Below are 22951 nucleotides of genomic sequence, written 5' to 3'. Positions count from 1 at the left end.
ACCTGACGGCGCCGTGCCGCACCCGGCGGCCGCCCCGGGCGGGGGTTCAGACGACGGCCCCCCGCCCGGGGTCGTCGTCCTCCTCGTCGTCCCCCTTCATGCGGACGACCAGCGTCGCGAACCCGCCGAGGAACCCGCCGATGCCGAGCGTCGTCAGCCACCACGTCATCTGCCAGCCGAGGAGCACCGCGAGCAGCAGGATCAGCGGACCGCCGATGACGGCGAGCCAGGCGAACTTCGCGGTGACGTCCGCGTCCGGCAGCGGCGGCGGCTCCGGCGGCACGAAGTGCCCCTCGTCGCCCTCGTCGAAGTCGTCGTCGGACGCCTCCGCGGCGCTGTAGTCCCGCGGCCCCCCGCCACCCACGCCGGGCGCGAAGGACACCGAGCTGCCGAGCGGCTTGCCCGCGTCGCCGTCGGCGCCCTTGCCGCTCTTGCCGACCTTGCCGTCGGTGTCGGCGTCACTCTCGGTGTCCGCGAGCGTGCCGGTGCCCGCCGTGCCGTTGCTCTCCGACTCCAGGAGCGCGAGGTCCTCGACGGACTTGAAGGGCTTGGCGCCCGGCGGGTCCGCGGGCTCCTCGCCGTACCCGGCGACGATGGCGCGCCAGGCGGCGTCCTCGTCGAGGGGCACCGCCTGCTCGGACGGCTCCCGGCTCTCCTCCTCGCGGCTCTCCTCGCGGTCCGCGCCATGCTGCTCAGCCACCGGTTGCCGTCCCTTCCTTGCCTGCGCTGGGGGCGAGCCGGCCGATGAACGCGAGGCTCTCCGCGAAGATCCGGTCCGCGTCGTAGTCCAACGTCGCGACGTGGTAGCTCTGTTCCAGGAGGATCTCCGTGACGTCCGTGGACGACACCCGGCTGAGCACACGGGCGGAGTCGGCGGGCGGCACCACGTGGTCCTGCGGGCTGTGCAGTACCAGGAGCGGCTGGGTGACCTGCGGCAGTTCGGCGTCCACCACACGGAAGAACCGGCGCAGCGAGTGCGCGGCGTGCAGCGGCACCCGGTCGTACCCGATCTCGGCCGACCCGGGCTTGGCGATGTCGCTGACGATGCCCTTCGTGGAGGGCACCAGGAAGCGGGCCACCGGCAGGGCGGGGGCGGCCTTGTCGTGCATCTTGTTCGCCGGGTTGACGACGACCACGCCGCGCACCGCGTCGCCGTGCCGGGCCGCGAGGCGCAGGGCGAGGGCGCCGCCCATGGACAGGCCGAAGACGAAGACCTCGGCGCAGCGCTCGGTCAGTGCGCGCAGCTCGCGGTCCACCTCCGCGTACCAGTCCTGCCAGCCCGTGACCTGCATGTCCTGCCAGCGCGTGCCGTGGCCGGGCAGCAGCGGGAGCGAGACCGTCAGGCCCCGCTCGGCCAGGTGCTCCGCCCAGGGGCGCAGCGATTGCGGGGATCCGGTGAAGCCGTGACACAGCAGGACGCCGACCTCGCCGCCCTCGTGGCGGTACGGCTCGGCTCCGGGGAGCACCGGCACCTCGGTCTCCTTCGTGGGATGTGTGGTTCTGCTACGGGGGGTACTTCACCGTACGCGACCGGACCGACACCGACCAGGGCCGTCTCCGGAAGGAGCGCGGGCCCCACTCGGGTTATGGTCTGATCCACAGACACAGGAGGCACTCGGTTTGATCTACGGCGCAATGAAGCTTTCCATCGGAGGGCCGCTGAAGCTCGCCTTCAGGCCCTGGGTGGAAGGCCTCGAGAACGTGCCCGCCGAGGGCCCCGCCATCCTGGCGAGCAACCATCTGTCCTTCTCGGACTCCTTCTTCCTGCCCGCGGTCCTCGACCGCAAGGTCACCTTCATCGCCAAGGCCGAGTACTTCACGACGCCCGGCATCAAGGGACGCATGACGGCCGCCTTCTTCAAGGGCGTCGGTCAGCTCCCCGTGGACCGTTCGGGGGCGCGCGGCGCGGGCGAGGCCGCCATCAAGAGCGGCATCGAGGTCCTGGAGCGCGGGGAGCTGTTCGGCATCTACCCGGAGGGCACCCGCTCGCCCGACGGGCGGCTCTACCGCGGCAAGCCGGGCGGCCTCGCCCGGGTGGCCCTGGCCACCGGTGCTCCCGTGCTGCCCGTCGCGATGATCGACACCGAGAAGATCCAGCCGCCCGGCAAGGTCATGCCGAAGCTGATGCGGCCCGGCATCCGCATCGGCGAGCCCCTGGACTTCAGCCGCTACCAGGGCATGGAGCACGACCGCTTCGTGCTGCGGGCGGTGACCGACGAGGTCATGTACGAAATCATGAAGCTGTCGGGCCAGGAGTACGTCGACATCTACGCGACCGCCGCGAAGCGCCGGCTCAGCGAGGCGGCCAAGGCGGAGAAGGAAGCCGCCAAGGAGGCGGCGAAGAAGGAGGAGGCCGCGAAGAAGGAGGCCGCGGCCAAGCGCGCCGCGGCGGCGGCCAGGGAGCGGATCGAGGGCGGCGCCGTCCCGGACGGCAAGCCGGACGACCCCGACGGCGCGAACGGCGCGGAGCGGGGCGGCGCGGCGGGCGTCGGACGTCCCGGCGGGGAACGATCCGGCTCGTAGCGGCGTCGGTGCAGGGGGGACGCACAAGGCGTCCCCGAGGGGGCGGGCGGGGTCATCTTCTGTGCGACGACATACGAGCGACGAGCACCGCGACCAGCGATCGAGGAACTCCGACGGCGAGCAGCCGCCCGCGCGGGAGCGGCGCCGGTCCGGGCGCAACGCGCTGTCGGTGGAGCAGCCGTTGTGGCGTGCGCTGACCGCGTACCGGGTGCTCACCATGCTGTACGCCATCGGGCTCTTCGTCGCCGCGTACTCCAGCTTCGCCCGGCCCTGGCTCGCCATCGCCTACTTCGCGGTGCTCGCCGTCTGGACGCTCGCCACCCTGCCGAAGGTCGCGAGCGCCGCGCGCTGCACCAAGCGGTTCCTCGCCGTCGACCTCGCGGTGGCCCTCACCGGCATCCTGCTGACGCCGGTCGCCGACGCGCACTGGCGTGTGCTCGACGGCGGTCCGACGCTGCCGTCCATATGGACGGCGGGCTCCGTGCTCGCGTACGCGATCAAGGGCGGCTGGCGCTGGGCTGCCTGCGCGTCGCTGCTGGTGGGCGTCGCCAATGTGATGCAGCGCGGGGCGTTCAGCCGCGACACCGTCCACAACGTCCTGCTCGTCTGTATCGCGTCCATCGCCATCGGGTACGTCGTGGAGGTCGCCCGCGCCTCCGAGCGGACGCTGGCCCGCGCCCTGGAGATCGAGGCCGCGACCCGGGAGCGGGAGCGCCTGGCCCGCGACATCCACGACAGCGTCCTCCAGGTCCTCGCGATGGTGCAGCGCAGGGGCACCGCCATCGGCGGTGAGGCGGCGGAGCTCGGCCGGATGGCGGGCGAGCAGGAGGTGGCGCTGCGCACCCTGGTCGCAGGCGGCCTGGTCCGCACCTCCTACGCCGCGGAAGACGGCTCCCGGGGTGCCGCCGTCCGGATGGTCGGGGAGCACGAGGAGGCGGTCGGCGGCGGCGCGGGCGCCGGCGGGCAGGGGGTCGCGGACGGCGCGGACTGCGATCTGCGCCTGCTGCTCGCACCGTACGCCGGGGCGCGCGTCACGCTCTCGGAACCCGGCGCCGCGGTGCCGCTCGCCCCGCACGCGGCCGGGGAGGTCGCGGCGGCCGTCGGCGCGGCCCTGGACAATGTCCGCAAACACGTCGGGGCGGACGCCCGAGCCTGGATCCTGGTCGAGGACGAGCCGGACACCGTCGTCGTGACGGTGCGTGACGAGGGTCCCGGCATTCCGCGGGGGCGGCTGGCGCAGGCCGAGGGCGAGGGGCGGCTCGGGGTCGCCCTGTCGATCCGGGGGCGGCTGCGGGACATCGGCGGCACGGCCGAGCTGATCTCGGTACCGGGCCAGGGGACGGAAGTGGAACTGAGGGTGCCGCGCACCGCGCGGGACATCCGGGGGAAGGCGGAAGCGGAGCGATGAGCAGCGGGCACGAGCAGCACAGCGGGACGGCGGGCGGGGCGGGCAGGTCCGCTGCGTCACCGGCGTCACCGGCGTCACCGGCGTCACCGGCGTCACCGGCGTCACCGGCGTCCACGGCGTCCACGGCGGGCAGAACGGCCGGGGCCGCCGCGGCGGCGGACGCGCCGGTCAGGGTGATGGTCGTCGACGACCACCCGATGTGGCGCGACGCCGTCGCCCGGGACCTGGCCGAGTCCGGCTTCGACGTGGTGGCGACCGCGGGCGACGGCGAGCAGGCGGTCCGGCGGGCCGGAGCCGCCGCCCCCGACGTCCTCGTCCTGGACCTGAACCTGCCCCTGAAGCCGGGTGTGCAGGTCTGCAAGGAACTCGTCGGCGCCAATCCCGCGCTGCGCGTCCTGGTCCTGTCGGCCAGCGGCGAGCACGCGGACGTCCTGGAGGCGGTCAAGTCCGGTGCCACCGGGTACCTCCTGAAGTCCGCCTCCACCGCCGAGCTGATCGACGCCGTGCGCCGCACGGCCGTCGGCGACGCCGTGTTCACGCCGGGCCTCGCCGGTCTGGTCCTCGGCGAGTACCGGCGCCTCGCCTCCGAGCCCGCGCCCGCCACCCCCGACGAGCCGGGGGCGCCACGCCTGACCGAGCGCGAGACGGAGGTGCTCCGGCTGGTCGCCAAGGGCCTCAGCTACAAGCAGATCGCCGAACGCCTCGTCATCTCGCACCGCACCGTCCAGAACCACGTCCAGAACACCCTCGGCAAGCTCCAGCTGCACAACCGCGTGGAGCTCGTGCGGTACGCGATCGAGCGCGGCCTCGACACCGACGACCCCGCCGCCTCCTCTGGCACCTCCGGCACCGCACGCACCCCTGGCACCGCCCGTCCCTCGTGACCTCCTTCGAGTGAACCGGGATCTTCCCTGGTGCGACAACTCCTGCACCGCGTACGGGAATTCACCGTTCGCCCCATGCCGGAGTGACGCGGATCACCATTAGCGTGGCCCGCGTCAGCGCAACTGCGGCGAAGGGACATTTCCATGCGGGTCGGAGTTCTGACCGGAGGCGGCGACTGCCCCGGGCTCAATGCCGTCATCCGGGGCGTCGTCCGCAAGGGCGTACAGGAGTACGGCTATGACTTCGTGGGCTTCCGCGACGGCTGGCGCGGACCCCTCGAAGGCGACACGGTCCAGCTCGCCATCCCGGCCGTCCGCGGCATCCTGCCCCGCGGCGGCACCATCCTCGGTTCCTCGCGCACCAACCCCCTCAAGGTCGAGAACGGCATCCGGCGCATCAAGGAGAACCTCGCCAAGTACGAGGTCGACGCCCTGATCGCGATCGGCGGCGAGGACACGCTCGGCGTCGCCGCCCGGCTCACCGACGAGTACGGCATCAACGTCGTCGGCGTACCGAAGACCATCGACAACGACCTGTCCGCCACGGACTACACCTTCGGCTTCGACACCGCCGTCGGCATCGCCACGGAGGCCATCGACCGCCTGCACACCACCGCCGAGTCCCATATGCGGGTCCTCGTCGTCGAGGTCATGGGGCGGCACGCAGGGTGGATCGCCCTGCACTCCGGGCTCGCGGGCGGCGCCAACGTCATCCTCATTCCCGAGCAGCGCTTCGACCTCGACCAGGTGTGCGCCTGGGTGACCTCGCGCTTCAAGGCCTCGTACGCGCCGATCGTCGTCGTCGCCGAAGGGGCGATGCCGAAGGACGGCGAGATGGTCCTCAAGGACGGCACGCTCGACTCCTTCGGGCACGTGCGGCTCTCCGGCGTGGGGGAGTGGCTGGCCAAAGAGATCGAGAAGCGCACCGGCAAGGAGGCGCGGACCACGGTCCTCGGGCACGTCCAGCGCGGGGGCACGCCCTCCGCCTTCGACCGCTGGCTCGCCACCCGCTTCGGGCTGCACGCGATCGACGCCGTGCGGGAGGGGGACTTCGGGAAGATGGTCGCGCTGCGGGGCACGGACATCGTCCGGGTGCCCATCGCCGACGCGACGGCCCGGCTGAAGACGGTGGACCCCGCCCTGTACACCGAGGTCGGTGTCTTCTTCGGCTGACACCCGGCCGCACGGCCGCTTCGGCTGACACCCGGCCGCACGCCCCTGTCAGCGATCGCCGGGTGGGGCGCCGGGAACGTATATTCGGTACCAATGGGGGGTTACATACCGAAAACGGGAGCACACCGTGGAAATCCTCGCCTTCGGCGTCCAGGCGGACGAGCGCCCCCTCATGGAGAAGGCGTTCTCCCCGCACCACGAGATCCGCTGCCTGAACGTCTTCCTGAACGAGGACACCGCCCCCATCGCCGCCGGCTACGAGATCGTCTCGACGAGCGTCAACGCCAGCCTCGACAACCGCGTCCTGCAGACCCTCGCCGCCGGCGGCACCCAGCTGATCGCCCAGCGCTCCACGGGCTTCAACAACATCGACCTCCAGGTCGCCGAGCGCCTCGGCCTGACCGTGGCCCGCGTCTCCTCCTACTCCCCCTACTCCGTGGCGGAGTTCGCCTGGACCCTGGCGACGGCGGTCAACCGCCGCATCGTCCGCGCCAGCAACCGCACCCGCGACTTCGACTTCCGCCTCGACGGCCTGATGGGCCGGGACCTGCGCGGCCGCACCGTCGGCGTGCTCGGCACCGGCAAGATCGGTGAGGCGTTCACCCGGATCGCGCACGGCTTCGGCATGCGGCTGCTCGGCTGGGACGTGGACGTGAACCCGGCGTGCGCCGAGCTCGGCATGGCGTACGTGTCCAAGGAGGAGCTGTTCGCCGAGGCCGACCTGGTCAGCCTGCACGTACCGCTGCTGCCCGCGACCCGGCACCTCGTCGACGCGAGCGCGCTGCACGCCATGAAGGACGACGCGATCCTGATCAACTCCAGCCGCGGCGGCCTGATCGACACCGAGGCCCTGGTGCGGGAGCTGCGCGCGGGCCGCTTCGCGGGCGTCGGCCTCGACGTGTACGAGGCCGAGGCAGGGCTGTTCTTCCTCGACAAGTCCCTGGAGGTCGTCGAGGACGACACCCTGGCCCGGCTCGTCACCTTCCCGAACGTCGTGGTCACCTCGCACCAGGCGTACTACACCCACGACGCCGTGAGTCAGATCATCGAGACCACGGTCCAGAACGTCCTCGACTACAGGGCGGGCCGCCGCTCCGAGAACGTCCTGGTGCCGGCCGCGCCCACCAGCTGACCGAGCAGCTCCCCGACGATCGCGGGGCCCCGCAGGGAGAGCACGGACTCGGGGTGGAACTGAGTGCCCGCGAACCCGGGCCCGCGCAGCGCGTGCACCTCGCCGCTCACCGGGTCCCTGCTCACCTCGACGCCGTGCGCGGCGAGTTCGCGGGCCGCCGCCTCGTCGCAGCGCGCCACGAAGCTGTTGTAGAAGCCGACCGTCTCCGCCCGCCCGAACAGGTCGACCGTCGTCTGCGCGCCCTGGTACGGGACCTCCTTGCGGACGATCTCCAGGCCGAGCTCGGCCGCGAACAGCTCGTGGCCCAGGCACACGCCGAGCACCGGATACCGGTGGCCGCGGATCAGCCGGGCCGCGAGGCCGCGCAGGAACCGCATCCTCGGGTCGGCGGCGTCACCGGGGTCGCCGGGGCCCGGGCCGAGCACCACGGGACCCTCGTGGGCCCGCGCCGTTTCCGCGAGCCCGGGTTCGTCGTAGCGCCGCACGGACACCGCGAGGCCGGACGAGCGCAGCACGTGCGCGAGCATCGCCGTGAAGGTGTCCTCCGCGTCGACGACGAGCGCGTGCCCGCTCAGGGCGGTGGCCGCGCCCGGGTCCTCCGGGGCGGTGCGGGCGGACGGCGCTCCCTCCTGAAGGCGCAGCCAGAACGGGGAGAGGCCCGCCCGGCGGGCGTCGAGTGCGGCCCGTACCCGCGGGTCGTCGGCGAGTGCGGGCCGGGTGCTCTCCTGCCGCGGGCGGCCGGGGCGCACCCCGAGCGCGGCGAGCACCCCGGCCGCCTTCGCGTGCGTCTCGGCCACCTCGCCCGCCGGGTCCGAGCCGCGGACGAGGGTCGCCCCCACCGGCACGCGCAGGCCACCGGCCGCGTCGATGTCGGCGGTGCGGATCAGGATCGGCGAGTCCAGGGTCTGCGCGCCGCCGGAGTCCCTGCCGATCAGCGCGAGCGCCCCCGCGTAGTAGCCGCGCCCGCCCGCCTCGTGGCGCCGGATCACCCGGCACGCGTTCTGCACCGGCGACCCCGTCACCGTCGCCGCGAACATCGTCTCCTTCAGAACCGTACGCACGTCCAGGGAGGAACGCCCGCGCAACTCGTACTCGGTGTGCGCCAGATGGGCCATCTCCTTCAGACGCGGCCCGACCACTACACCGCCCCGGTCGCCGACGGTGCACATCATCTTCAGCTCCTCGTCGACGACCATCGACAGCTCCTCCACCTCCTTGTCGTCGGCGAGGAACCGCAGCAGGTCGTCGGCGGTGGGGCCCGCGGCCGGATAGCGGTACGTGCCGCTGATCGGGTTCATCACGACCGTGCCGCCGGACATCCGCACATGCACCTCGGGGCTCGCCCCGACCAGGGTCCGCCCGCCCGTCTCCCGCCGCCGCCCTTCCGAGGAGGGCCCTTCGGGCCCTTTCCGGTCTCCGGTGTGCACGACGAACGTCCAGTACGCGCCGCGCTCCCCGAGCAGCAGCCGCCGGAACAGGGCGAGCGCGTCGGCCCGCCCGAACCCGGGGATCTCGCCCCGGTACGTACGCCGGATCACGAAGTTGGCGCCCTCGCCGCTGCCGATCTCCTCGCGCAGCACCCGGCCGACGGTGTCCGCGTACTCCTCGTCGCTCACGTCGAAGCCGCCGGCCGTGACGCGCACGTCGTGGTCGGGAAGCGCCGAAAGGGCCTCGGCGAGCGGGAGTTCGTGCCGCTCCTCGGGGACGAGGGCGGTGAGCGGCGTGCCGTCGTCGCGCACCTCGAAGCCGCGCTCCCGGATCTGCCGGAAGGGCACGAGCGCGAGGCCCTCGGGCAGGTCGGCGAGGCGTTCGCAGGTGGTCATGGAGCCGACGAGGAGCTCCACCGTGTCGTGGTCACGGCCGGGGGTGCGGCGGCGCAGCAGCGCGAACGGGCGGTCGTCGGACAGCAGGTTCCGCAGGTTCCGCGGGCTTCTCGGGTTCATGGGGGCGTTCCTTCTCCTTGAGCGGGGGGAGAGGAACGGCCGGTCCGGAAGGTTCCGGAAACACCGAAGGCCGCCCCTCGGGCGGCCTTCGCGAGTCGTGGGTACGCGCAGTCAGTGGGCCGCCGGAAGAGCGGGCCACCACCAGGAGCGGGTCGAGTGCGCGAACATGCCCGCACCTTAACGCATGGGCGGGCCCGTGCGCCGGTGCGTCTCAGGGGCGGGCCATCAGCACGTCCAGGGCCTCGTCCAGATAGGCGCCGAACTCGTCCTCGCCGGGCAGCACGGACGGCGCGGCGTGCCCGAGCTGGGCATGGCCCAGATACACCGTGACCGCGAGCAGGCCGCGCCGCCGGGCCTCGGCGGCCGGGAAGCCGAGGGCGGCGAACAACTCGGCGACGTACGCCACCCGGCGCTCGGTGACGCGGCGCAGCGCCGCCGCGACCTGGGGGTGCGAGGCGGTCGCGAGCAGCGTGACCTCCAGCGGGTCCGCGGAGGCGGAGCTGATGGCCTCGGCGAACAGGAGCCGGATCCGGCGCCGGACGTCGGGCTCGGCCTCGACCTCCTCGATCGTGCCCTCGGTGTGGACCTCGGCCCAGCGGTCGAGGGCGGCTTCGATGAGGGCTTCGCGGTTCGCGAAGTGCCAGTAGAAGCTGCCCTTCGTCGCGCCGAGCCGGGCCGCGAGGGGCTCCACCGCGACCGCCGCGAGCCCGCCCTCGCCGATGGCGACGAGCGCCGCGTCGGCCCAGTCCCGCGCGCTGAGCCGGGCCTTGCCCCCGGGCTTGCGGGCGGCGGGGGCCGCTTTCCTCTGCTGCCGTTGCGCCATGACCATACGCTACCGTACGGTTTCCGTACGCCAGCGTATGGAGGGACGTGATGGGTGTGGTGCGCAACGAGCACGAGCGGGTCGTCGAGGCGCGGGCGGACGTGGTCGGAGCCCTGCTCGACCGGCTCTCCGCCCCGGACGACCCGCTGTTCCCGACCCCGGTCTGGCCCGCGATGACCTTCGACGGCCCCCTCGCGGTCGGCGCCACCGGCGGCCACGGCCCGGTGCGCTACCGGGTCGCGGCGTACGAGCCGGGGCGCCGGGTGCGCTTCGACTTCACCGACCCGGGCGGCGGCTTCCACGAGATCTCCGTCGAGCCGCTGGGGGAGCGGCGCTGCCGGGTGCGGCACGTCCTGGAGACGGAGCCGCGCGGCCTGGAGCGGATCCTGTGGCCCACCGTCGTCAGACCCGTGCACGACACGATGGTCGAGGAGGTCCTCGACAACGCGGAGCGGGCCGCCGCGGGCGGCTGCGCGCGTCCCGTGCGCCGCTCGCGCCGGGTGCGGCTGCTGCACGCCCTCGGCTGGGACCGCCCCGAGGCCGTCGCAGTCCCCGCGGCGGCCCGGCTGCTCCGCCGCTCCATGGAGCGGCCCGCCCATGCCGACGCGTACCGGATGCGGATGCTCCCCGGACTGCCCCGCGACCCGCGGGCCTGGGCCGGGATGCTGCGCGGCGCCTTCCCCGTGCTCGGCTGCGCCGACGGCGAGCTGCTGCTCCGGGTGGACGTCGCGGGTCTGACGGCGCGCGCCTCGATCCTCGTCGACCAGGAATTCGTCACGCTCAGTACGTTCGCGCGCCCGGACACCCGGCGGGGCCGTCTGTACTGGGGCGTGGTCCGGATCGGCCACCCCTTCATGGCCAGGCTGATGATGCGCCGTACGCACCGCGCACTGGCACTGGCGGCCCCGAGTGCGGGGGAGCGGGCGCTCTCCCCCTGTCCCGTCGGCCGGGACTCCCGCTCCGCGGTTTGAACCGGGGGCACCCCGCTGACGTGCGGCGGACTCCGGACCCGCCCGCCGGGACCCCCGAAGCGGAACCACACCGGAACAGGCCATCGAGCCGCACTCGGAACGAAAGGTGGCAGAACACCGCACCAGCAGATAAAAGGCCGGTCGTCTCATCAGCCGAGCAGGGGCAAAGTCGCTTGACGGGACCCCGTAATGTTTACGGAGTGACCGTGAATGCTGATTCCCACGCCGTCGCCATCAACGCGACCTGGCGAGACCTGCCTGCGGCGCAGCAGCCCGAGTACCCCGATGCCGAGGCGCTGCGCGACGCTGTCGACGAGCTCAGCTCGTATCCTCCGCTCGTCTTCGCGGGTGAGTGCGACCAGCTGCGCTCCCGCATGGGCGCCGTGGCCCGGGGTGAGGCGTTCCTGCTCCAGGGCGGCGACTGCGCCGAGTCCTTCGACGGCGTGAGCGCCGAGCACATCCGGGCGAAGCTGAAGACGCTTCTCCAGATGGGCGCCGTCCTCACGTACGCCGCCTCGGTGCCGGTCGTGAAGGTCGGCCGCATCGCCGGGCAGTACTCCAAGCCGCGCTCCAAGCCCACCGAGACCCGCGACGGCGTGACACTGCCGACCTACCGCGGCGACTCCGTCAACGGCTTCGCCTTCACCGAAGAGGCCCGCGTCCCGGACCCGCAGCGCCTGAAGCGGATGTACAACGCCTCCGCGTCGACGCTCAACCTGGTGCGCGCCTTCACCACCGGTGGCTACGCGGACCTGCGCCAGGTGCACGCCTGGAACCAGGACTTCGTGAAGTCGTCCCCGTCCGGACAGCGCTACGAGCAGCTCGCCCGCGAGATCGACAACGCGCTCAACTTCATGCGGGCCTGCGGCACGGACCCCGAAGAGTTCAAGACGGTCGAGTTCTACTCCTCGCACGAGGCGCTGCTCCTGGACTACGAGACCGCCCTCACCCGCGAGGACTCGCGCACGGGCAGCCTCTACGACGTCTCCAGCCACATGATCTGGATCGGCGAGCGCACCCGGCAGCTCGACGGCGCGCACATCGAGTTCGCCTCGAAGGTCCGCAATCCGATCGGCATCAAGCTCGGCCCGACCACCACGGCCGAGGAGGCGCTGCAGTACATCGAGCGCCTCGACCCGGACCGCGAGCCCGGCCGGCTCACGTTCATCGTCCGGATGGGCGCCGACAAGATCCGTGACCACCTCCCCGAGCTGGTCGAGAAGGTCACCGCGTCCGGCGCGACCGTCGCCTGGGTCACCGACCCGATGCACGGCAACACCTTCGAGGCCGCGTCCGGGCACAAGACCCGCCGCTTCGACGACGTGCTCGACGAGGTCAAGGGCTTCTTCGAGGTCCACAAGTCGCTCGGCACGCACCCGGGCGGCATCCACGTCGAGCTCACCGGCGACGACGTCACGGAGTGCGTGGGCGGCGGCGACGAGATCTTCGTCGACGACCTGCACCAGCGCTACGAGACGGCGTGCGACCCCCGCCTCAACCGCAGCCAGTCGCTCGACCTGGCCTTCCTGGTGGCGGAGATGTACCGGGACCAGTAGGCGCGGCCGCTCGGCCTCCCGCACCTGACAGTGGGGCACGGATCCATGTGATCCGTGCCCCACAGGCGTACCCGGGGCTTTTGCGGTTCCGGGGACGTGGGTAAGGTTAGGTTAGCCTCACCGATCAAATCGGTACGGCACTACTCATGGACCCTGGTCGGGAGGTGAACCGCGTGTACGTCTGCAATTGCTTCGGGGTGACCGAGACGCAGGTGAAGCAGCACGCGGCGGAGGGTGCCTGCACCCCCCGGCAGATCGCCTCGGCCTGCAAGGCGGGCACGGACTGTGGTTCGTGCGTACGCCGCATCCAGGCCCTGCTCGGCCGGGGCGCGTGCCCGCGGCGGGATCTGGTGGACCAGGGCGAGTCGGCCGTGGCGCTCGCTCCGGCGGCCGAGCTTCCCAAGATTCCCGGCATCCCGGGGATCCCCGGAGTTCCGGTGGAGCGGGAGCTCCCGGAAGCGGCCTAGCTGTCCGGCTGCTCGATGAGCTGCGCGATGTACAGCGGCTCGCCGAGCTTCTCGACCAGCTCCAGCTGAGTGTCGAGATAGTCGATGTGGTGCTCCTCGTCCTCCAGGATCGACTCGAAGATGTTCGCGGACGTGATGTCGCCCTTGGCGCGCATCACCTCGATCCCGCGCTTGAGGCGGTCGATGGCCTCCACCTCGACCTGCCGGTCCGCCTTGAACATCTCCGTCACGGTCTGGCCCACGCGCACATGGAACAGCCGCTGGTAGTTGGGCAGGCCGTCGAGGAACAGGATCCGGTCGGTGAGCACCTCCGCGTGCTTCATCTCGTCGAACGACTCGGACCTGGTGTACTTGGCGAGCTTCGTCCAGCCGAAGTTCTCCTGCATCTTCGCGTGCAGGAAGTACTGGTTGATCGCGGTCAGCTCGGCGGTCAGCTGCTCGTTGAGAAATTCGAGGACCTCGGGGTCGCCCTGCATCGCAGAGGCTCCTTCCAAGCGGGTGACTGGGCAGGTAGCGGGCATCCTTGCACCGGCATCCTGGGGCGTCCAGTAAGTGCATGCTTAGTAGGAGTTGCCCGAATCCCCGTATACCTGGTCACGTCCACCACTCGCGGTCTGTCAGGATGGAGGTATGGGTCAGCCGGTGGGTCGCGCATCTCGGGACGTAGCGGAACCGGATCTTCCGCCGGGGCAGCGGCTCCAGCGCGGCTGGCCGGTCACGCACTACGGCCCGGTGCCCAAGTTCCGTCCCGAGCGCTGGGAGTTCAGGGTCTTCGGGGCCACCGCCGACGGCGAGAAGCACTGCTGGAACCACGAGGAGTTCTCGGCGCTGCCGTACAGCTCGGTGGTCGGCGATTTGCACTGTGTGACGAAGTTCAGCATGCTCGGCGCCGAATGGGGCGGGGTGCTCGCCCGCGATCTGCTCGCCCTCGCGCCGCCGGCGCCCGAGGCCACCCATGTCATGGTCTGGGCCGAGTACGGCTTCAGCTCGAATCTGCGGATGGCCGACTTCGCCTCCGAGCGCACCATTTTCGCCACCCACAAGGGCGGTGAACTGCTCACCGCGGAACACGGCTTCCCGCTGCGGCTCGTGGTGCCCCAGCTGTACGCCTGGAAGGGCCCGAAGTGGGTCCGAGGCGTCGAGTACATGACGGCCGACCGCCGCGGCTTCTGGGAGGAGCGCGGCTATCACAACGTCGGCGACCCCTGGCGCGAGCAGCGGTACTCGTACCAGGAGGAACCGGGCGACGGTCCGGAGCTGTAGCGCTCCGGGCTGTACGGCCGCGCGGTCGGGGCGCGGGCCGTCAGTGGTGGTACCGGTGCACCACGGCGTGCCCCTTGCCGCGGCCGATCATCCACTTGTTGACCGGCGTGGTGATCACGAAGGCGGCGGTGAGCGCGAGGGCGAGGACGATCCAGAACTTGGCGTCCGCGAGGTGCGCGTCCATGGCGCCCGGCCACAGCGCGATCACCCCGTTGTCGATCAGCTCCATCACGGCGATCGACAGCGTGTCGGCCGCGAGCGCGACCCGCAGGGCCGTCCTGAAGTCGACGCCCGACTTCAGGACGCCGCGCAGCGTGAGCGAGTAGCCGAAGAAGAACGCGAGCACGATCGCGAGGACCATCGTCGGCACGTTGCCCCAGCCGAGGGCCGTGCCGATCACCATGCCGAGCACCTCGCCGATGGCGCACCCGGTGAGGCAGTGCAGCGTGGCCTGGGCGGCCATGGACCAGCTGACCCCGTCGGCGCCGGGGTGTCCGGCGTGCCCGTGGTGCCCGCTGAGTCCCTCGTGGCCCTCGTGTGCGTCGTGGCCCTCGTGCCCCTCGTGTGCGTTGTGTCCCGTGTGTGCGCCGTGTCGCATGAGTTTCCCCAACGTCGAAGAGCGGTTCCTGCCCACTGCGCAGAACCGTATACCCCTAGGGGGTATTCCTCAAGAGGAAAGGATCATGTGTCCCTGAGCTCCTTCAGCCGGGCCACGTCCGCCGCGTGCCCCTCCTTGCCGCCCGGCGTCTCGATCACCAGCGGCACCCCCTCGGTCGCCGGGTGCAGCATCAGCTCGTGGAAGGGGTCGGCGCCGATGTGACCGGAGCCGATGTTCTCGTGCCGGTCCTTGTGGGCGGCGACCACGTCCTTGGAGTCGTTGGCGTGCACCAGCTTCAGACGGCCCTCGCCGACCGTGTCGACGAGCAGGTCGAGGGTCTGCTTCATGCCGGCAGGACCGGCCAGGTCGTGTCCGGCCGCGAAGATGTGGCAGGTGTCCAGGCAGACACCGAGCTTCGGGTGGGCGTCGAGGGCCTCGAAGTACGGCCCGAAGTCCCAGGTGCGCGAGCACAGCGACGCGCCCTGCCCGGCCGTCGACTCCAGGAGCAGGAACGGGTCGTCGTCGTGCGTCAGCTCGTCGAGGAGCGGCAGCATCCGCTCCCGCACCTGCCGCAGGGCGACCTCGCGGTCCCGACCGCCCGTCGCCGAGCCGGTGTGCACGACGACGCCGAGCGCGCCGATCTCCCGGCCGCGGCGCAGCGAGTGCCGCAGCGACTCCACGGACTTCTCGGCCGTCGCCTCGGTGTGCGAACCGAAGTTGATCAGGTAGGGGGCGTGCACGTAGGCGGGGATGCCCTCGGCCGCGCAGGCGGCGCGGAACGCCTCGTCCTGCTGGGGGCTGCCGGGCGGGGTCGCCCAGCCGCGGGGATTGGCGACGAAGACCTGTACGGTCTCGGCGCCGATGTCACGCGCGTACGCGAGCCCCACGGAGGCGAGGCCGCCGGCGACGGGGACGTGGCTGCCGACGGGGTTGCGGCGGATGCGGGAGTCGGGGGTGTTCTCGTTGCTCACCCTGTCCAGGGTGACACGGGCGCGGGGCGGGCCCGAACGGGGTCCGGCGCGGTCCCGGTCCCCTCGGGGAGAGGGGGGGGCGCCGGGCGGCTGCCCGTGTGCTGGTACGGCCGCTCGTGCGCTCGTACGGCCGTCCGTGTTTTCGTATGGCCGTCCGTCCGTTCGTACGGCTAGCGGATCTGGATGGTGATCGTCGAACCCTTGGGGGCCTCGTCGCCGGGGTCCACGGACTGGTCCTTCACCGTGTCGCCGAAGATGCCGAGGATGCCGCGGTCCTCCTTGACGTCGAAACCGGCCTCGCGCAGCTCGTCCTTGGCGTCGTCGACGCTCATGCCCTCCACGTCGGGGACCTCGATCATCTCCGGGCCCTTGGAGAGCGTCAGGGTGACCGTGTCGCCCTCGGCGCGGATCCCGCCCTCGGCCGGATCCTGCTCGACGACGTCGCCCTCGTCCTCGTCGGAGGAGAAGACCCGCTCCGGCGCGATCCGCACCTTGAGGCCCGACTCCTCCAGCTCCTCGCGGGCGTCGGCCTCCGGCTCGCCGGTGACGTCGCGCACCTCGATCTTCTTGCCCTTGCTGACGACGAGCGCGACGGCCGACCCGGTCTTGCGGACCGTGCCGGGCGCGGGGTCCGTGCTGATCACGGAGCCCTTCTCGACGTCGCTGCTGAAGGCCTTGTTGACCATGCCGGCGCCGAGACCGAGGCCGTCGAGCTCGTTCTTCGCCTTGTCCAGCGGGGTGCCCTTCAGATCGGGCACCTTCACGGTCTGCGGGCCGAGGGAGACGGTCAGCGTCACCTTGCCGTTGTGCCGGATGCGCTCGCCGACGCCGGGGTCGGTCGCCATGACCGTGCCGCGCTTGTCGGTGGGGCTGTAGGCGCGCTCCACCTTGCGTACGTCGAGACCGGCGCCGTCGAGGCGCTTGCGGGCCTCCGCCTCCGTCTTCGCGAGCAGCGGCGGGACCTTGGTGAACTGACCGGAGTTGATGTACCAGACGCCCGCGCCGAGGCCGAGGGCGAGCAGGACGGCGGCTATGACCGCGGTTGTCCCGCGGCGGGTCTTCAGGCGCGCGCGGAGCCGCTGCGCGGCCGAGGCGGGGGCGGCAGGCTCAGGCGGGGGCGTCCGCAGCACGCTGGTGTGGCTGAGGCCGTCCTGCCGGTGCGGCTTCAGGGACGTCGTGGCCTGGTCCTCCGCTGTGGCGGGCAGGGGGAGCTGGACCGGGCGGGCCGTGCGCGGGATGACGCTCGTACGGTCGTCCGAGCTGTCGTGCTTGCTGTGCTCGTCGTGGCCGTCATGGCTGCTGTGGTGGCTGTCGTGGCCGCTGTGGTGGGTGTCGTGGCCGTTCAGCTCCGAGCCGCGGGCGAGCGGGGGCAGGGCGTCCAGCTGGGTGTCGACGAGCGTGGCTCGGGCTTCGCGCAGCTGGCCGAGCAGCGCCACCGCGTCGTGCGGACGCAGGTCGGGGTTGCGCGCGGTGGCCGCCGCGACCAGCTCGTCGAGCGCGAAGGCGAGACCCGGTACGGCGGCGGAGGGCGGGGGCACGTCCTCGTTCAGGTGCTGGAAGAGGATCTGGGCGGGGGACTCGCCGGGGTGCGGCTTGGCGCCGGTCAGCATCTCGTACAGCACGACACCGGAGGCGTACACGTCCACGCGGGTGTCCGCCGTGCCGTGCTCGATCTGCTCCGGGGCGAGGTAGGAGACCGTGCCGAGGACCGTGCCGGTGGTGTTCGTGACCGAGTCCACGGCCCGTACGAGGCCGAAGTCGGCGACCTTGACGCGGCCGTCGTCCCCTATGAGGACGTTCTCGGGCTTCATGTCGCGGTGCACGAACCCGGCGCGGTGCGCGGCGCCGAGGGCGGCGAGCACCGGCTCCAGGATGTCCAGGGCCGCGCGGGGGCGCAGGGCGCCGCGCTCGCGCAGGACGTCGCGCAGGGTGCAGCCCGCCACGTACTCCATGGCGAGGTACACGTACGGGCCGTCTGTGCCCTGGTCGAAGACGCCGACCACGTTCGGGTGCGCGAGGCGGGCCACCGATTTGGCCTCGCGGATGAAACGGTCGACGAAGGTGGCGTCGGCCGCCAGCGTCGGGTGCATCACCTTCAGGGCGAGTACGCGGTCGAGGCGGGTGTCCACGGCCCGGTAGACCGTGGCCATCCCGCCGACCGCGATCCGTCCGTCGACGCGGTACCGGTCGTCGAGCACCTGCCCGACGAGGGGGTCCTTGAGGGTCGTGTCCACGGAGGGAGTCTACGAGGCGGTGCCTCGGGGGCGGGGGCGTGGGCGCTCCGGCCGCCGGACTGCAGCGCACCTGTGACCGACCGCGTACGCCTTGCGGGGCGGCTGCCGGATCCCGCCCCCTCGGCCGTACCCCGCACCTCTGGGCGTGCTCCCGCATCTCTGGCCGTGCCCCGCATCTCTGGGCGTGCCCCGCATCTCTGGCCGTGCCCCGCATCTCTGGGCGTGCCCCGCATCTCTGGGCGTGCCCCGCACTCCGGCCGTGCCCCGCCGCTCCCGGCGGCACCTGCCCCGCCGCTGCGCGGCGTCTTCCCCACCCGCCCGCCCGTGACGGTCGTCCGCGTCGCACCGGCGGCCGGGCCCTCCAGCCCCTTCGGGCGGCTCACCCCCGTACCGCGCTCGGGGGCCGACAGTCACGGGCGGGTGGGTGGGAGACCGCCGCGCAGCGGCGGGACGGCTGCCGCCCCCGCAGGGGGTTCAGAACGCCGGGCGTTCCGGGTCCAGGGCCGCGCGGCCCTCCGCAGGAGACGACGCCTCGGCGAAGTGCCGCCGAGGTATGCGCCCGCCCAGGTACGCGAGCCGCCCCGCGAGCACCCCGTGCCGCATGGCCTCCGCCATCAGCACCGGTTCCTGCGCCCGCGTCACGGCGGACGCGAGCATCACCCCGGCGCAGCCCAGCTCCATGGCGAGGGCCGCGTCGGACGCGGTCCCCGCCCCCGCGTCCAGGATCACCGGAACCCGTGCCTGCTCGACGATGAGCTGGAAGTTGTGCGGGTTGCGGATGCCGAGCCCGGAGCCGATGGGGGAGCCGAGCGGCATGACGGCCGCGCAGCCCACGTCCTCCAGCTTCCGGGCGAGCACGGGGTCGTCGTTGGTGTACGGCAGCACCGTGAACCCGTCGTCGACCAGCGTCTCCGCGGCGTCGAGGAGCTCCACGGGGTCGGGCAGCAGCGTGCGCTCGTCCGCGATGACCTCCAGTTTCACCAGGTCCGTACCCAGCGCCTCCCGGGCGAGCCGCGAGGTCAGCACCGCCTCGCCCGCCGTGAAGCACCCCGCCGTGTTCGGCAGCACCCGGATGCCGAGCCGGTCGAGGACGGAGAGCACGGACCCCTGCACCGCGGGGTCGAGCCGCCGCATCGCGACGGTGGTCAGCTCCGTACCGGAGGCGACCAGGGACCGGTCGAGGACGTCGAGGCTCGGCGCGCCCCCCGTACCCATGATCAGTCGCGACGACAGCGTGAGGTCGCCGATGACGAAGGGGTCGTCTGCCATCCGGGTCAGCCTCCCTGAACAGCGGTGAGGATCTCGACGCGGTCGCCGTCACCGAGCACGGTGTCGGCCCACCGGGCGCGCGGGACCACGGTTTCGTTGAGGGCGGCGGCGACACCGGACGGCGCGGCGGTCAGCTCGGCGACGACGGTCCCGAGCGTGGTCCCCGCGGCCACGTCTCGTACGTCTCCGTTGACGGAGACGGCGCATACGGCGAACGGCGTGCTCATACGGACAGCTCCGTGAAGTTCGAGGGGGAGGGAGGGGAGACAGGGGAGGAAGGAGCGGAAGGGGCGGAAGGGGCACCCGGCGCACCGGACGCACCCGGCGCACCGAACGCCCCCGGCACACCCCGCGCCTGCTCCGCCGTGAACCTGCGCGGCGTGAACGCCCGTGCCTCCTCGGGCAGTTCGCCCGTCGTGAGGGCGTGCGCCAGGACGTCCCCGGTGACCGGCGTCAGGAGGACGCCGTTGCGGTAGTGACCGGTGGCCAGGTGCAGGCCCGGCAGCGCGGTCGGGCCGAGGAGCGGCGCGTTGTCGGGGGACCCGGGCCGCAGCCCCGCGCGTGTCTCCGTGAGCGGCAGCTCGGTGATGCCGGGGACGAGTTCGTGGGCGTCGCGCAGCAACTCGTACACGCCCCCGGCGGTGACCGTCGTGTCCCAGCCCAGCTCTTCGCTCGTCGCGCCGACGACCAGTTCCCCGTCGGCGCGCGGCACCAGGTAGACGTGGCTGCCGCGCACGACCGCCCGCACGGTGCGGCTGAGGAACGGCGCGTACCGCTCCGGCACGGTGAGCCGCAGCACCTGCCCCTTGACCGGCCGTACTGGCGGCAGGACGTCGGCGGGGACCCCGGCGAACCGCCCGCTGAGGCTGCCCGCGGCGAGGACCGTCTGTCCGGCGCCGAGGGCGGTGCCGTCACCCAGTACGACTCCGGTGGCCCGGTCCCGTACCACCGTGAGTTCACGCGCCCACGCGCGCGTGAAGACCACTCCGGCCCGCTCGCAGGCCACGACGAGCGCCGCCGCGAGCTTGCGCGGGTCGACCTGGTGGTCGCCGTCGACGCGCAGCCCTCCGCGCACGCCGGGAGCGAGCATCGGCTCAAGGCGTCGGCACTCGCGGCCGTTCAGCCACTCCGACGTGAGCCCCGACTGCTGCTGGAAGGCGTGCAGCTCCCGCAGGTGCGCGCGGTCGTCGGAGTCGAGGGCCACGGCGAGCGTGCCGCACGCGCGGTAGCCGACGTCCTGCCCGCACGCCTGTGTCAGCTCCGCCGCGAAGTCCGGGTAGCGGCGCGCGGAGGCCACGTTCAGGCCGAGCAGGGTCTGCTCCCCGTAGTGCAGTTCGGTGACGGCGGCCAGCATGCCCGCCGCGACCTGCGCCGCGCCGCCGCCCGGCTCGGGGTCGACCACGGTGACGGACAGCCCGCGCTGCGCGGCCCGCCAGGCGGTGACGAGCCCGATGACGCCACCGCCGACGACGAGGACGTCCACGGGTGGCCCCCCGGAGGAGGGCCCGGCCGACGCCGACGCCGACGCCGATGCCGATGCCGACGCGGACACCGAGGTCGACGCGGACACCGAGGTCGAGGTCGAGGTCGACGTCGAGTCGGGCGTTTCGTGCGGACCGTGTCGGCCGTGCGTGTCGCTCGGACTGAGCGGATGGGAACGCATGGGCGTCCAGCCCCTCCCTTCGCCGGCATGACCCGGATCAGGTTCGTACGGTCGGAGGCCGTCCCAGCCTCCCTCTCAGCCCGGTGCGTCCGGGCTCCCGCGAGTGCTCTGCACCGCCAGCCTAGCCCGTCGCCCGGCGGTGGGTTAAGCCCGTCGTGCCCTGTCGCGAACACGCCGTCCTACAGTTGATCGGGTGAGCGAGCAGCAGAAGCGGGTGGAGACGGAACGCCGCGTCGTGATCGTCGGCGCGGGGATGGCCGGGGTGCAGACCGCGGTGGCGCTGCGCGAGCAGGGCTTCACGGGCACGGTCACCGTGATCGGCGCGGAGCCCCATCCACCGTACGACCGGCCGCCGCTGTCCAAGGCGGTGCTGCTCGGCACGGCGGACGGCTCCGCCTTCGACATCGACTTCGAGGCGCTCGGCATCGCACTCCGGCTGGGCGTGTACGTCACCGGTGTCCGTCCCGCCGACCACGAACTGGACACCGCGGCGGGTCCGGTCGCGTACGACAGCCTGGTCCTCGCGACCGGCGCCGAACCGATCCTGCTGCCCGGCTCCGAGGGCGTCCCCGGTGTGCACGTGCTGCGCACCCTCGACGACGCCGAGCGGCTGCGCCCCGTCCTGGCCGAGCGGCACGACGTCGTGGTCGTCGGCGCGGGCTGGATCGGCGCCGAGTTCGCCACGGCGGCGCGCGAGGCGGGGTGCGCCGTGACCGTGGTGGAGGCCGCCGACCGTCCGCTCGCGGGCGCCCTGCCCGCCGAGGTCGCGGCCCCGATGACGGCCTGGTACGCGGACGCGGGCGTCGCGCTGCGCACCCGCGCGCGCGTGCGGCGCGTCGAGCCCGGTGCCGTGTTCCTCGACGACGGCACCCGGCTGCCCGCGGGCGCGGTCGTCGTCGGCATCGGCGCGCGGCCCGCCACGGCCTGGCTCGCGGGCTCCGGCATCGCGCTCGGCATCCACCACGAGGTGCTCGCCGACGACCACCTGCGCACCTCGGCACCGGACGTGTACGCGGTCGGCGACTGCGCGTCCTTCCCGTCGGGCCGCTACGGGGAACGCCTCCTCGTGCACCACTGGGACAACGCCGTCCAGGGTCCGCGCACGGTCGCGTCCACCGTCATCGGCGAGACCCCGGCGGTGTACGACCCGGTGCCGTACTTCTGGTCCGAGCAGTTCGGCCGCTTCGTGCAGTACGCGGGCCACCACGCCCCCGGTGACGAGCTGATCTGGCGCGGCGACCCCACGACCCCGGCCTGGACGGTCTGCTGGCTCCGCGACGGCGCCCTGTCCGCCCTCCTCGCGGTGGGCCGCCCCCGCGACCTCGCCCAGGCCCGCAAACTGATCGAGTCGTCCACCCCTCTGGACCCGACCCTGGCGGCGGACCCGTCGATCCCGCTGAAGAAGGCCGCGACAGCCTGACTCCCGCCCCTACCGGCGCCTGTTCCGCAGCCCGGCTGCCGCCCCTCCCGGCGCCTGTTCCGCATCCCGACTCCCGCCCCTCCGGGCACCGGTTCCGCCCAGAGGGCGGAACCGGTGGGCACAGCCCGCTTTCCGGCCACCGCAAGGGCAACAGCCACCCCGGGGACACCCCCAGGACGCAGGCCCCCCGACCCCCGCTACCGGCCCCCGGCCAGAAATGGCACGCTTGATCCGTGACCGAGATTGACGCAAAGACCGATGCTCTCGTCCCCGCCTGGCTGCACCTCCCCGACATCGCCGAGATGCTCGATGTCGAGGTGACGCGCGTGCGCCAGCTGGTCAAGGAGGGCCAGCTGATCGCCGTGCGCCGCGGTGAGAACCGCGCGCTCCAGGTGCCCGCCGCCTTCATCGACGGCGACAAGGTGGTCAAGGGCCTCGCCGGTACCTTGACGCTCCTGCGGGACGACGGTTTCACCGACGAAGAGGCCCTCGAATGGCTCTTCACCCCCGACCCGACCCTGCCCGGCACCCCCGCGCAGGCCCTGAGCGAGAATCGCGGGACGGAGGTGAAGCGCCGCGCGCAGGCGCTCGCCGTCTGACCTGAAACAACCTTCCGGCGTACGGGCCACGCCCGTGGCCCGTACGCCACCGAC

At 72.6% G+C, this 22951-nt stretch carries 23 protein-coding genes and 1 riboswitch; of the genes, 11 read left to right on the top strand and 12 right to left on the bottom strand.

Annotated features, from left to right (window positions below; genetic code table 11):
- Window positions 1-46 precede the first annotated feature (46 nt).
- The gene (locus GPA10_RS31060) at window positions 47-700 is read right to left on the bottom strand and encodes a hypothetical protein (RefSeq protein ID WP_343041521.1); all 654 of its coding nucleotides are present in this window, start codon (window positions 698-700) and stop codon (window positions 47-49) included.
- Window positions 693-1472 (bottom strand): alpha/beta hydrolase, encoded by a 780-nt coding sequence (locus GPA10_RS31055; protein ID WP_343041520.1) that lies wholly within the window; start codon window positions 1470-1472, stop codon window positions 693-695. The genes GPA10_RS31060 and GPA10_RS31055 overlap by 8 nt, the downstream gene beginning before the upstream one ends.
- 163 nt (window positions 1473-1635) lie before the next feature.
- Here GPA10_RS31055 and GPA10_RS31050 point away from each other — a divergent pair, with 163 nt between their 5' ends.
- From GPA10_RS31050 to GPA10_RS31030, 5 genes are all read left to right on the top strand, one after another.
- Complete coding sequence (locus GPA10_RS31050; protein ID WP_246260132.1) at window positions 1636-2523, top strand: lysophospholipid acyltransferase family protein; 888 nt, start codon at window positions 1636-1638, stop codon at window positions 2521-2523.
- A 163-nt stretch (window positions 2524-2686) separates the two neighbouring features.
- Window positions 2687-3931 carry a MacS family sensor histidine kinase gene (gene macS, locus GPA10_RS31045; protein ID WP_281364862.1) on the top strand — a complete coding sequence of 415 codons (1245 nt, stop codon included), beginning with the start codon at window positions 2687-2689 and terminating at the stop codon, window positions 3929-3931.
- Window positions 3932-4107: 176 nt separating this feature from the next.
- Window positions 4108-4815 (top strand): response regulator, encoded by a 708-nt coding sequence (locus tag GPA10_RS31040; RefSeq protein ID WP_157168433.1) that lies wholly within the window; start codon window positions 4108-4110, stop codon window positions 4813-4815.
- Between the two features lie 144 nt (window positions 4816-4959).
- Window positions 4960-5988, top strand: a complete 1029-nt coding sequence (locus GPA10_RS31035; protein ID WP_157168371.1) for a 6-phosphofructokinase — start codon at window positions 4960-4962, stop codon at window positions 5986-5988.
- Between the two features lie 127 nt (window positions 5989-6115).
- Window positions 6116-7120: a 2-hydroxyacid dehydrogenase gene (locus GPA10_RS31030; protein WP_343041519.1), complete on the top strand. Its 1005-nt coding sequence runs from the start codon at window positions 6116-6118 to the stop codon at window positions 7118-7120.
- Here GPA10_RS31030 and GPA10_RS31025 read toward each other — a convergent pair.
- The 3 genes from GPA10_RS31025 to GPA10_RS31015 all read right to left on the bottom strand — a co-directional run bounded on the left by GPA10_RS31025 (window position 7063) and on the right by GPA10_RS31015 (window position 9892).
- The gene (locus GPA10_RS31025; protein ID WP_157168370.1) at window positions 7063-9063 is read right to left on the bottom strand and encodes an anthranilate synthase family protein; all 2001 of its coding nucleotides are present in this window, start codon (window positions 9061-9063) and stop codon (window positions 7063-7065) included. The two genes, GPA10_RS31030 and GPA10_RS31025, sit on opposite strands and share 58 nt — an antisense overlap.
- 111 nt (window positions 9064-9174) lie before the next feature.
- Window positions 9175-9231, bottom strand: a complete 57-nt coding sequence (locus tag GPA10_RS44160) for a trp operon leader peptide (protein WP_107450524.1) — start codon at window positions 9229-9231, stop codon at window positions 9175-9177.
- 43 nt (window positions 9232-9274) lie between these two features.
- On the bottom strand, window positions 9275-9892 hold the full coding sequence (locus GPA10_RS31015; protein ID WP_198351752.1) for a TetR/AcrR family transcriptional regulator: 618 nt from the start codon (window positions 9890-9892) through the stop codon (window positions 9275-9277).
- A 44-nt stretch (window positions 9893-9936) separates the two neighbouring features.
- Between GPA10_RS31015 and GPA10_RS31010 the strand changes: the two genes are divergently transcribed.
- The 3 genes from GPA10_RS31010 (at window position 9937) to GPA10_RS31000 (ending at window position 12880) form a co-directional block, all read left to right on the top strand.
- Window positions 9937-10857 (top strand): SRPBCC family protein, encoded by a 921-nt coding sequence (locus GPA10_RS31010; RefSeq protein ID WP_157168368.1) that lies wholly within the window; start codon window positions 9937-9939, stop codon window positions 10855-10857.
- Window positions 10858-11057: 200 nt separating this feature from the next.
- Window positions 11058-12413 (top strand): class II 3-deoxy-7-phosphoheptulonate synthase, encoded by a 1356-nt coding sequence (locus tag GPA10_RS31005; RefSeq protein ID WP_058850500.1) that lies wholly within the window; start codon window positions 11058-11060, stop codon window positions 12411-12413.
- Between the two features lie 164 nt (window positions 12414-12577).
- Window positions 12578-12880 carry a (2Fe-2S)-binding protein gene (locus tag GPA10_RS31000; RefSeq protein WP_425505846.1) on the top strand — a complete coding sequence of 101 codons (303 nt, stop codon included), beginning with the start codon at window positions 12578-12580 and terminating at the stop codon, window positions 12878-12880.
- On the opposite strand, the gene bfr is transcribed toward GPA10_RS31000, so the two are convergent.
- Complete coding sequence (gene bfr, locus GPA10_RS30995) at window positions 12877-13356, bottom strand: bacterioferritin (protein WP_058850501.1); 480 nt, start codon at window positions 13354-13356, stop codon at window positions 12877-12879. The two genes, GPA10_RS31000 and bfr, sit on opposite strands and share 4 nt — an antisense overlap.
- A gap of 154 nt (window positions 13357-13510) precedes the next feature.
- Between bfr and GPA10_RS30990 the strand changes: the two genes are divergently transcribed.
- Window positions 13511-14143 (top strand): sulfite oxidase-like oxidoreductase, encoded by a 633-nt coding sequence (locus tag GPA10_RS30990; RefSeq protein WP_157168365.1) that lies wholly within the window; start codon window positions 13511-13513, stop codon window positions 14141-14143.
- Window positions 14144-14183: 40 nt separating this feature from the next.
- Here the strand turns inward: GPA10_RS30990 and GPA10_RS30985 are convergent, their stop codons facing one another.
- The 6 genes from GPA10_RS30985 to thiO form a co-directional block, all read right to left on the bottom strand.
- On the bottom strand, window positions 14184-14741 hold the full coding sequence (locus tag GPA10_RS30985; protein WP_157168364.1) for a DUF4396 domain-containing protein: 558 nt from the start codon (window positions 14739-14741) through the stop codon (window positions 14184-14186).
- An 83-nt stretch (window positions 14742-14824) separates the two neighbouring features.
- Complete coding sequence (locus GPA10_RS30980; protein WP_343041516.1) at window positions 14825-15712, bottom strand: deoxyribonuclease IV; 888 nt, start codon at window positions 15710-15712, stop codon at window positions 14825-14827.
- A 170-nt stretch (window positions 15713-15882) separates the two neighbouring features.
- Window positions 15883-17946 carry a Stk1 family PASTA domain-containing Ser/Thr kinase gene (gene pknB, locus GPA10_RS30975; RefSeq protein ID WP_343041515.1) on the bottom strand — a complete coding sequence of 688 codons (2064 nt, stop codon included), beginning with the start codon at window positions 17944-17946 and terminating at the stop codon, window positions 15883-15885.
- A gap of 474 nt (window positions 17947-18420) precedes the next feature.
- Window positions 18421-19215: a thiazole synthase gene (locus GPA10_RS30970; protein ID WP_157168363.1), complete on the bottom strand. Its 795-nt coding sequence runs from the start codon at window positions 19213-19215 to the stop codon at window positions 18421-18423.
- Between the two features lie 5 nt (window positions 19216-19220).
- The gene (gene thiS / locus GPA10_RS30965) at window positions 19221-19442 is read right to left on the bottom strand and encodes a sulfur carrier protein ThiS (RefSeq protein WP_058850507.1); all 222 of its coding nucleotides are present in this window, start codon (window positions 19440-19442) and stop codon (window positions 19221-19223) included.
- Entirely contained in the window at window positions 19439-20878 is a 1440-nt protein-coding gene (thiO, locus tag GPA10_RS30960; protein WP_157168362.1) for a glycine oxidase ThiO, read from the bottom strand. The genes thiS and thiO overlap by 4 nt, the downstream gene beginning before the upstream one ends.
- Window positions 20876-20989, bottom strand: a riboswitch (TPP riboswitch). (Overlaps the previous gene by 3 nt.)
- Before the next feature lie 142 nt (window positions 20990-21131).
- On the opposite strand from thiO, the gene GPA10_RS30955 reads away from it, so the two are divergent.
- Window positions 21132-22298, top strand: a complete 1167-nt coding sequence (locus tag GPA10_RS30955; protein WP_246260151.1) for an NAD(P)/FAD-dependent oxidoreductase — start codon at window positions 21132-21134, stop codon at window positions 22296-22298.
- Between the two features lie 233 nt (window positions 22299-22531).
- A complete protein-coding gene (locus tag GPA10_RS30950; RefSeq protein WP_058850510.1) occupies window positions 22532-22897 on the top strand; it encodes an Rv2175c family DNA-binding protein in 366 nt (121 codons plus the stop codon).
- Window positions 22898-22951: the final 54 nt, after the last annotated feature.

The sequence above is a fragment of the Streptomyces typhae genome (assembly GCF_009755605.1).
In the GTDB taxonomy this organism is placed as follows: Bacteria; Actinomycetota; Actinomycetes; order Streptomycetales; family Streptomycetaceae; genus Streptomyces; species Streptomyces typhae.
Note: the sequence above shows the minus strand (reverse complement) of the source record. Positions and strands in the feature narration are given on the sequence as shown.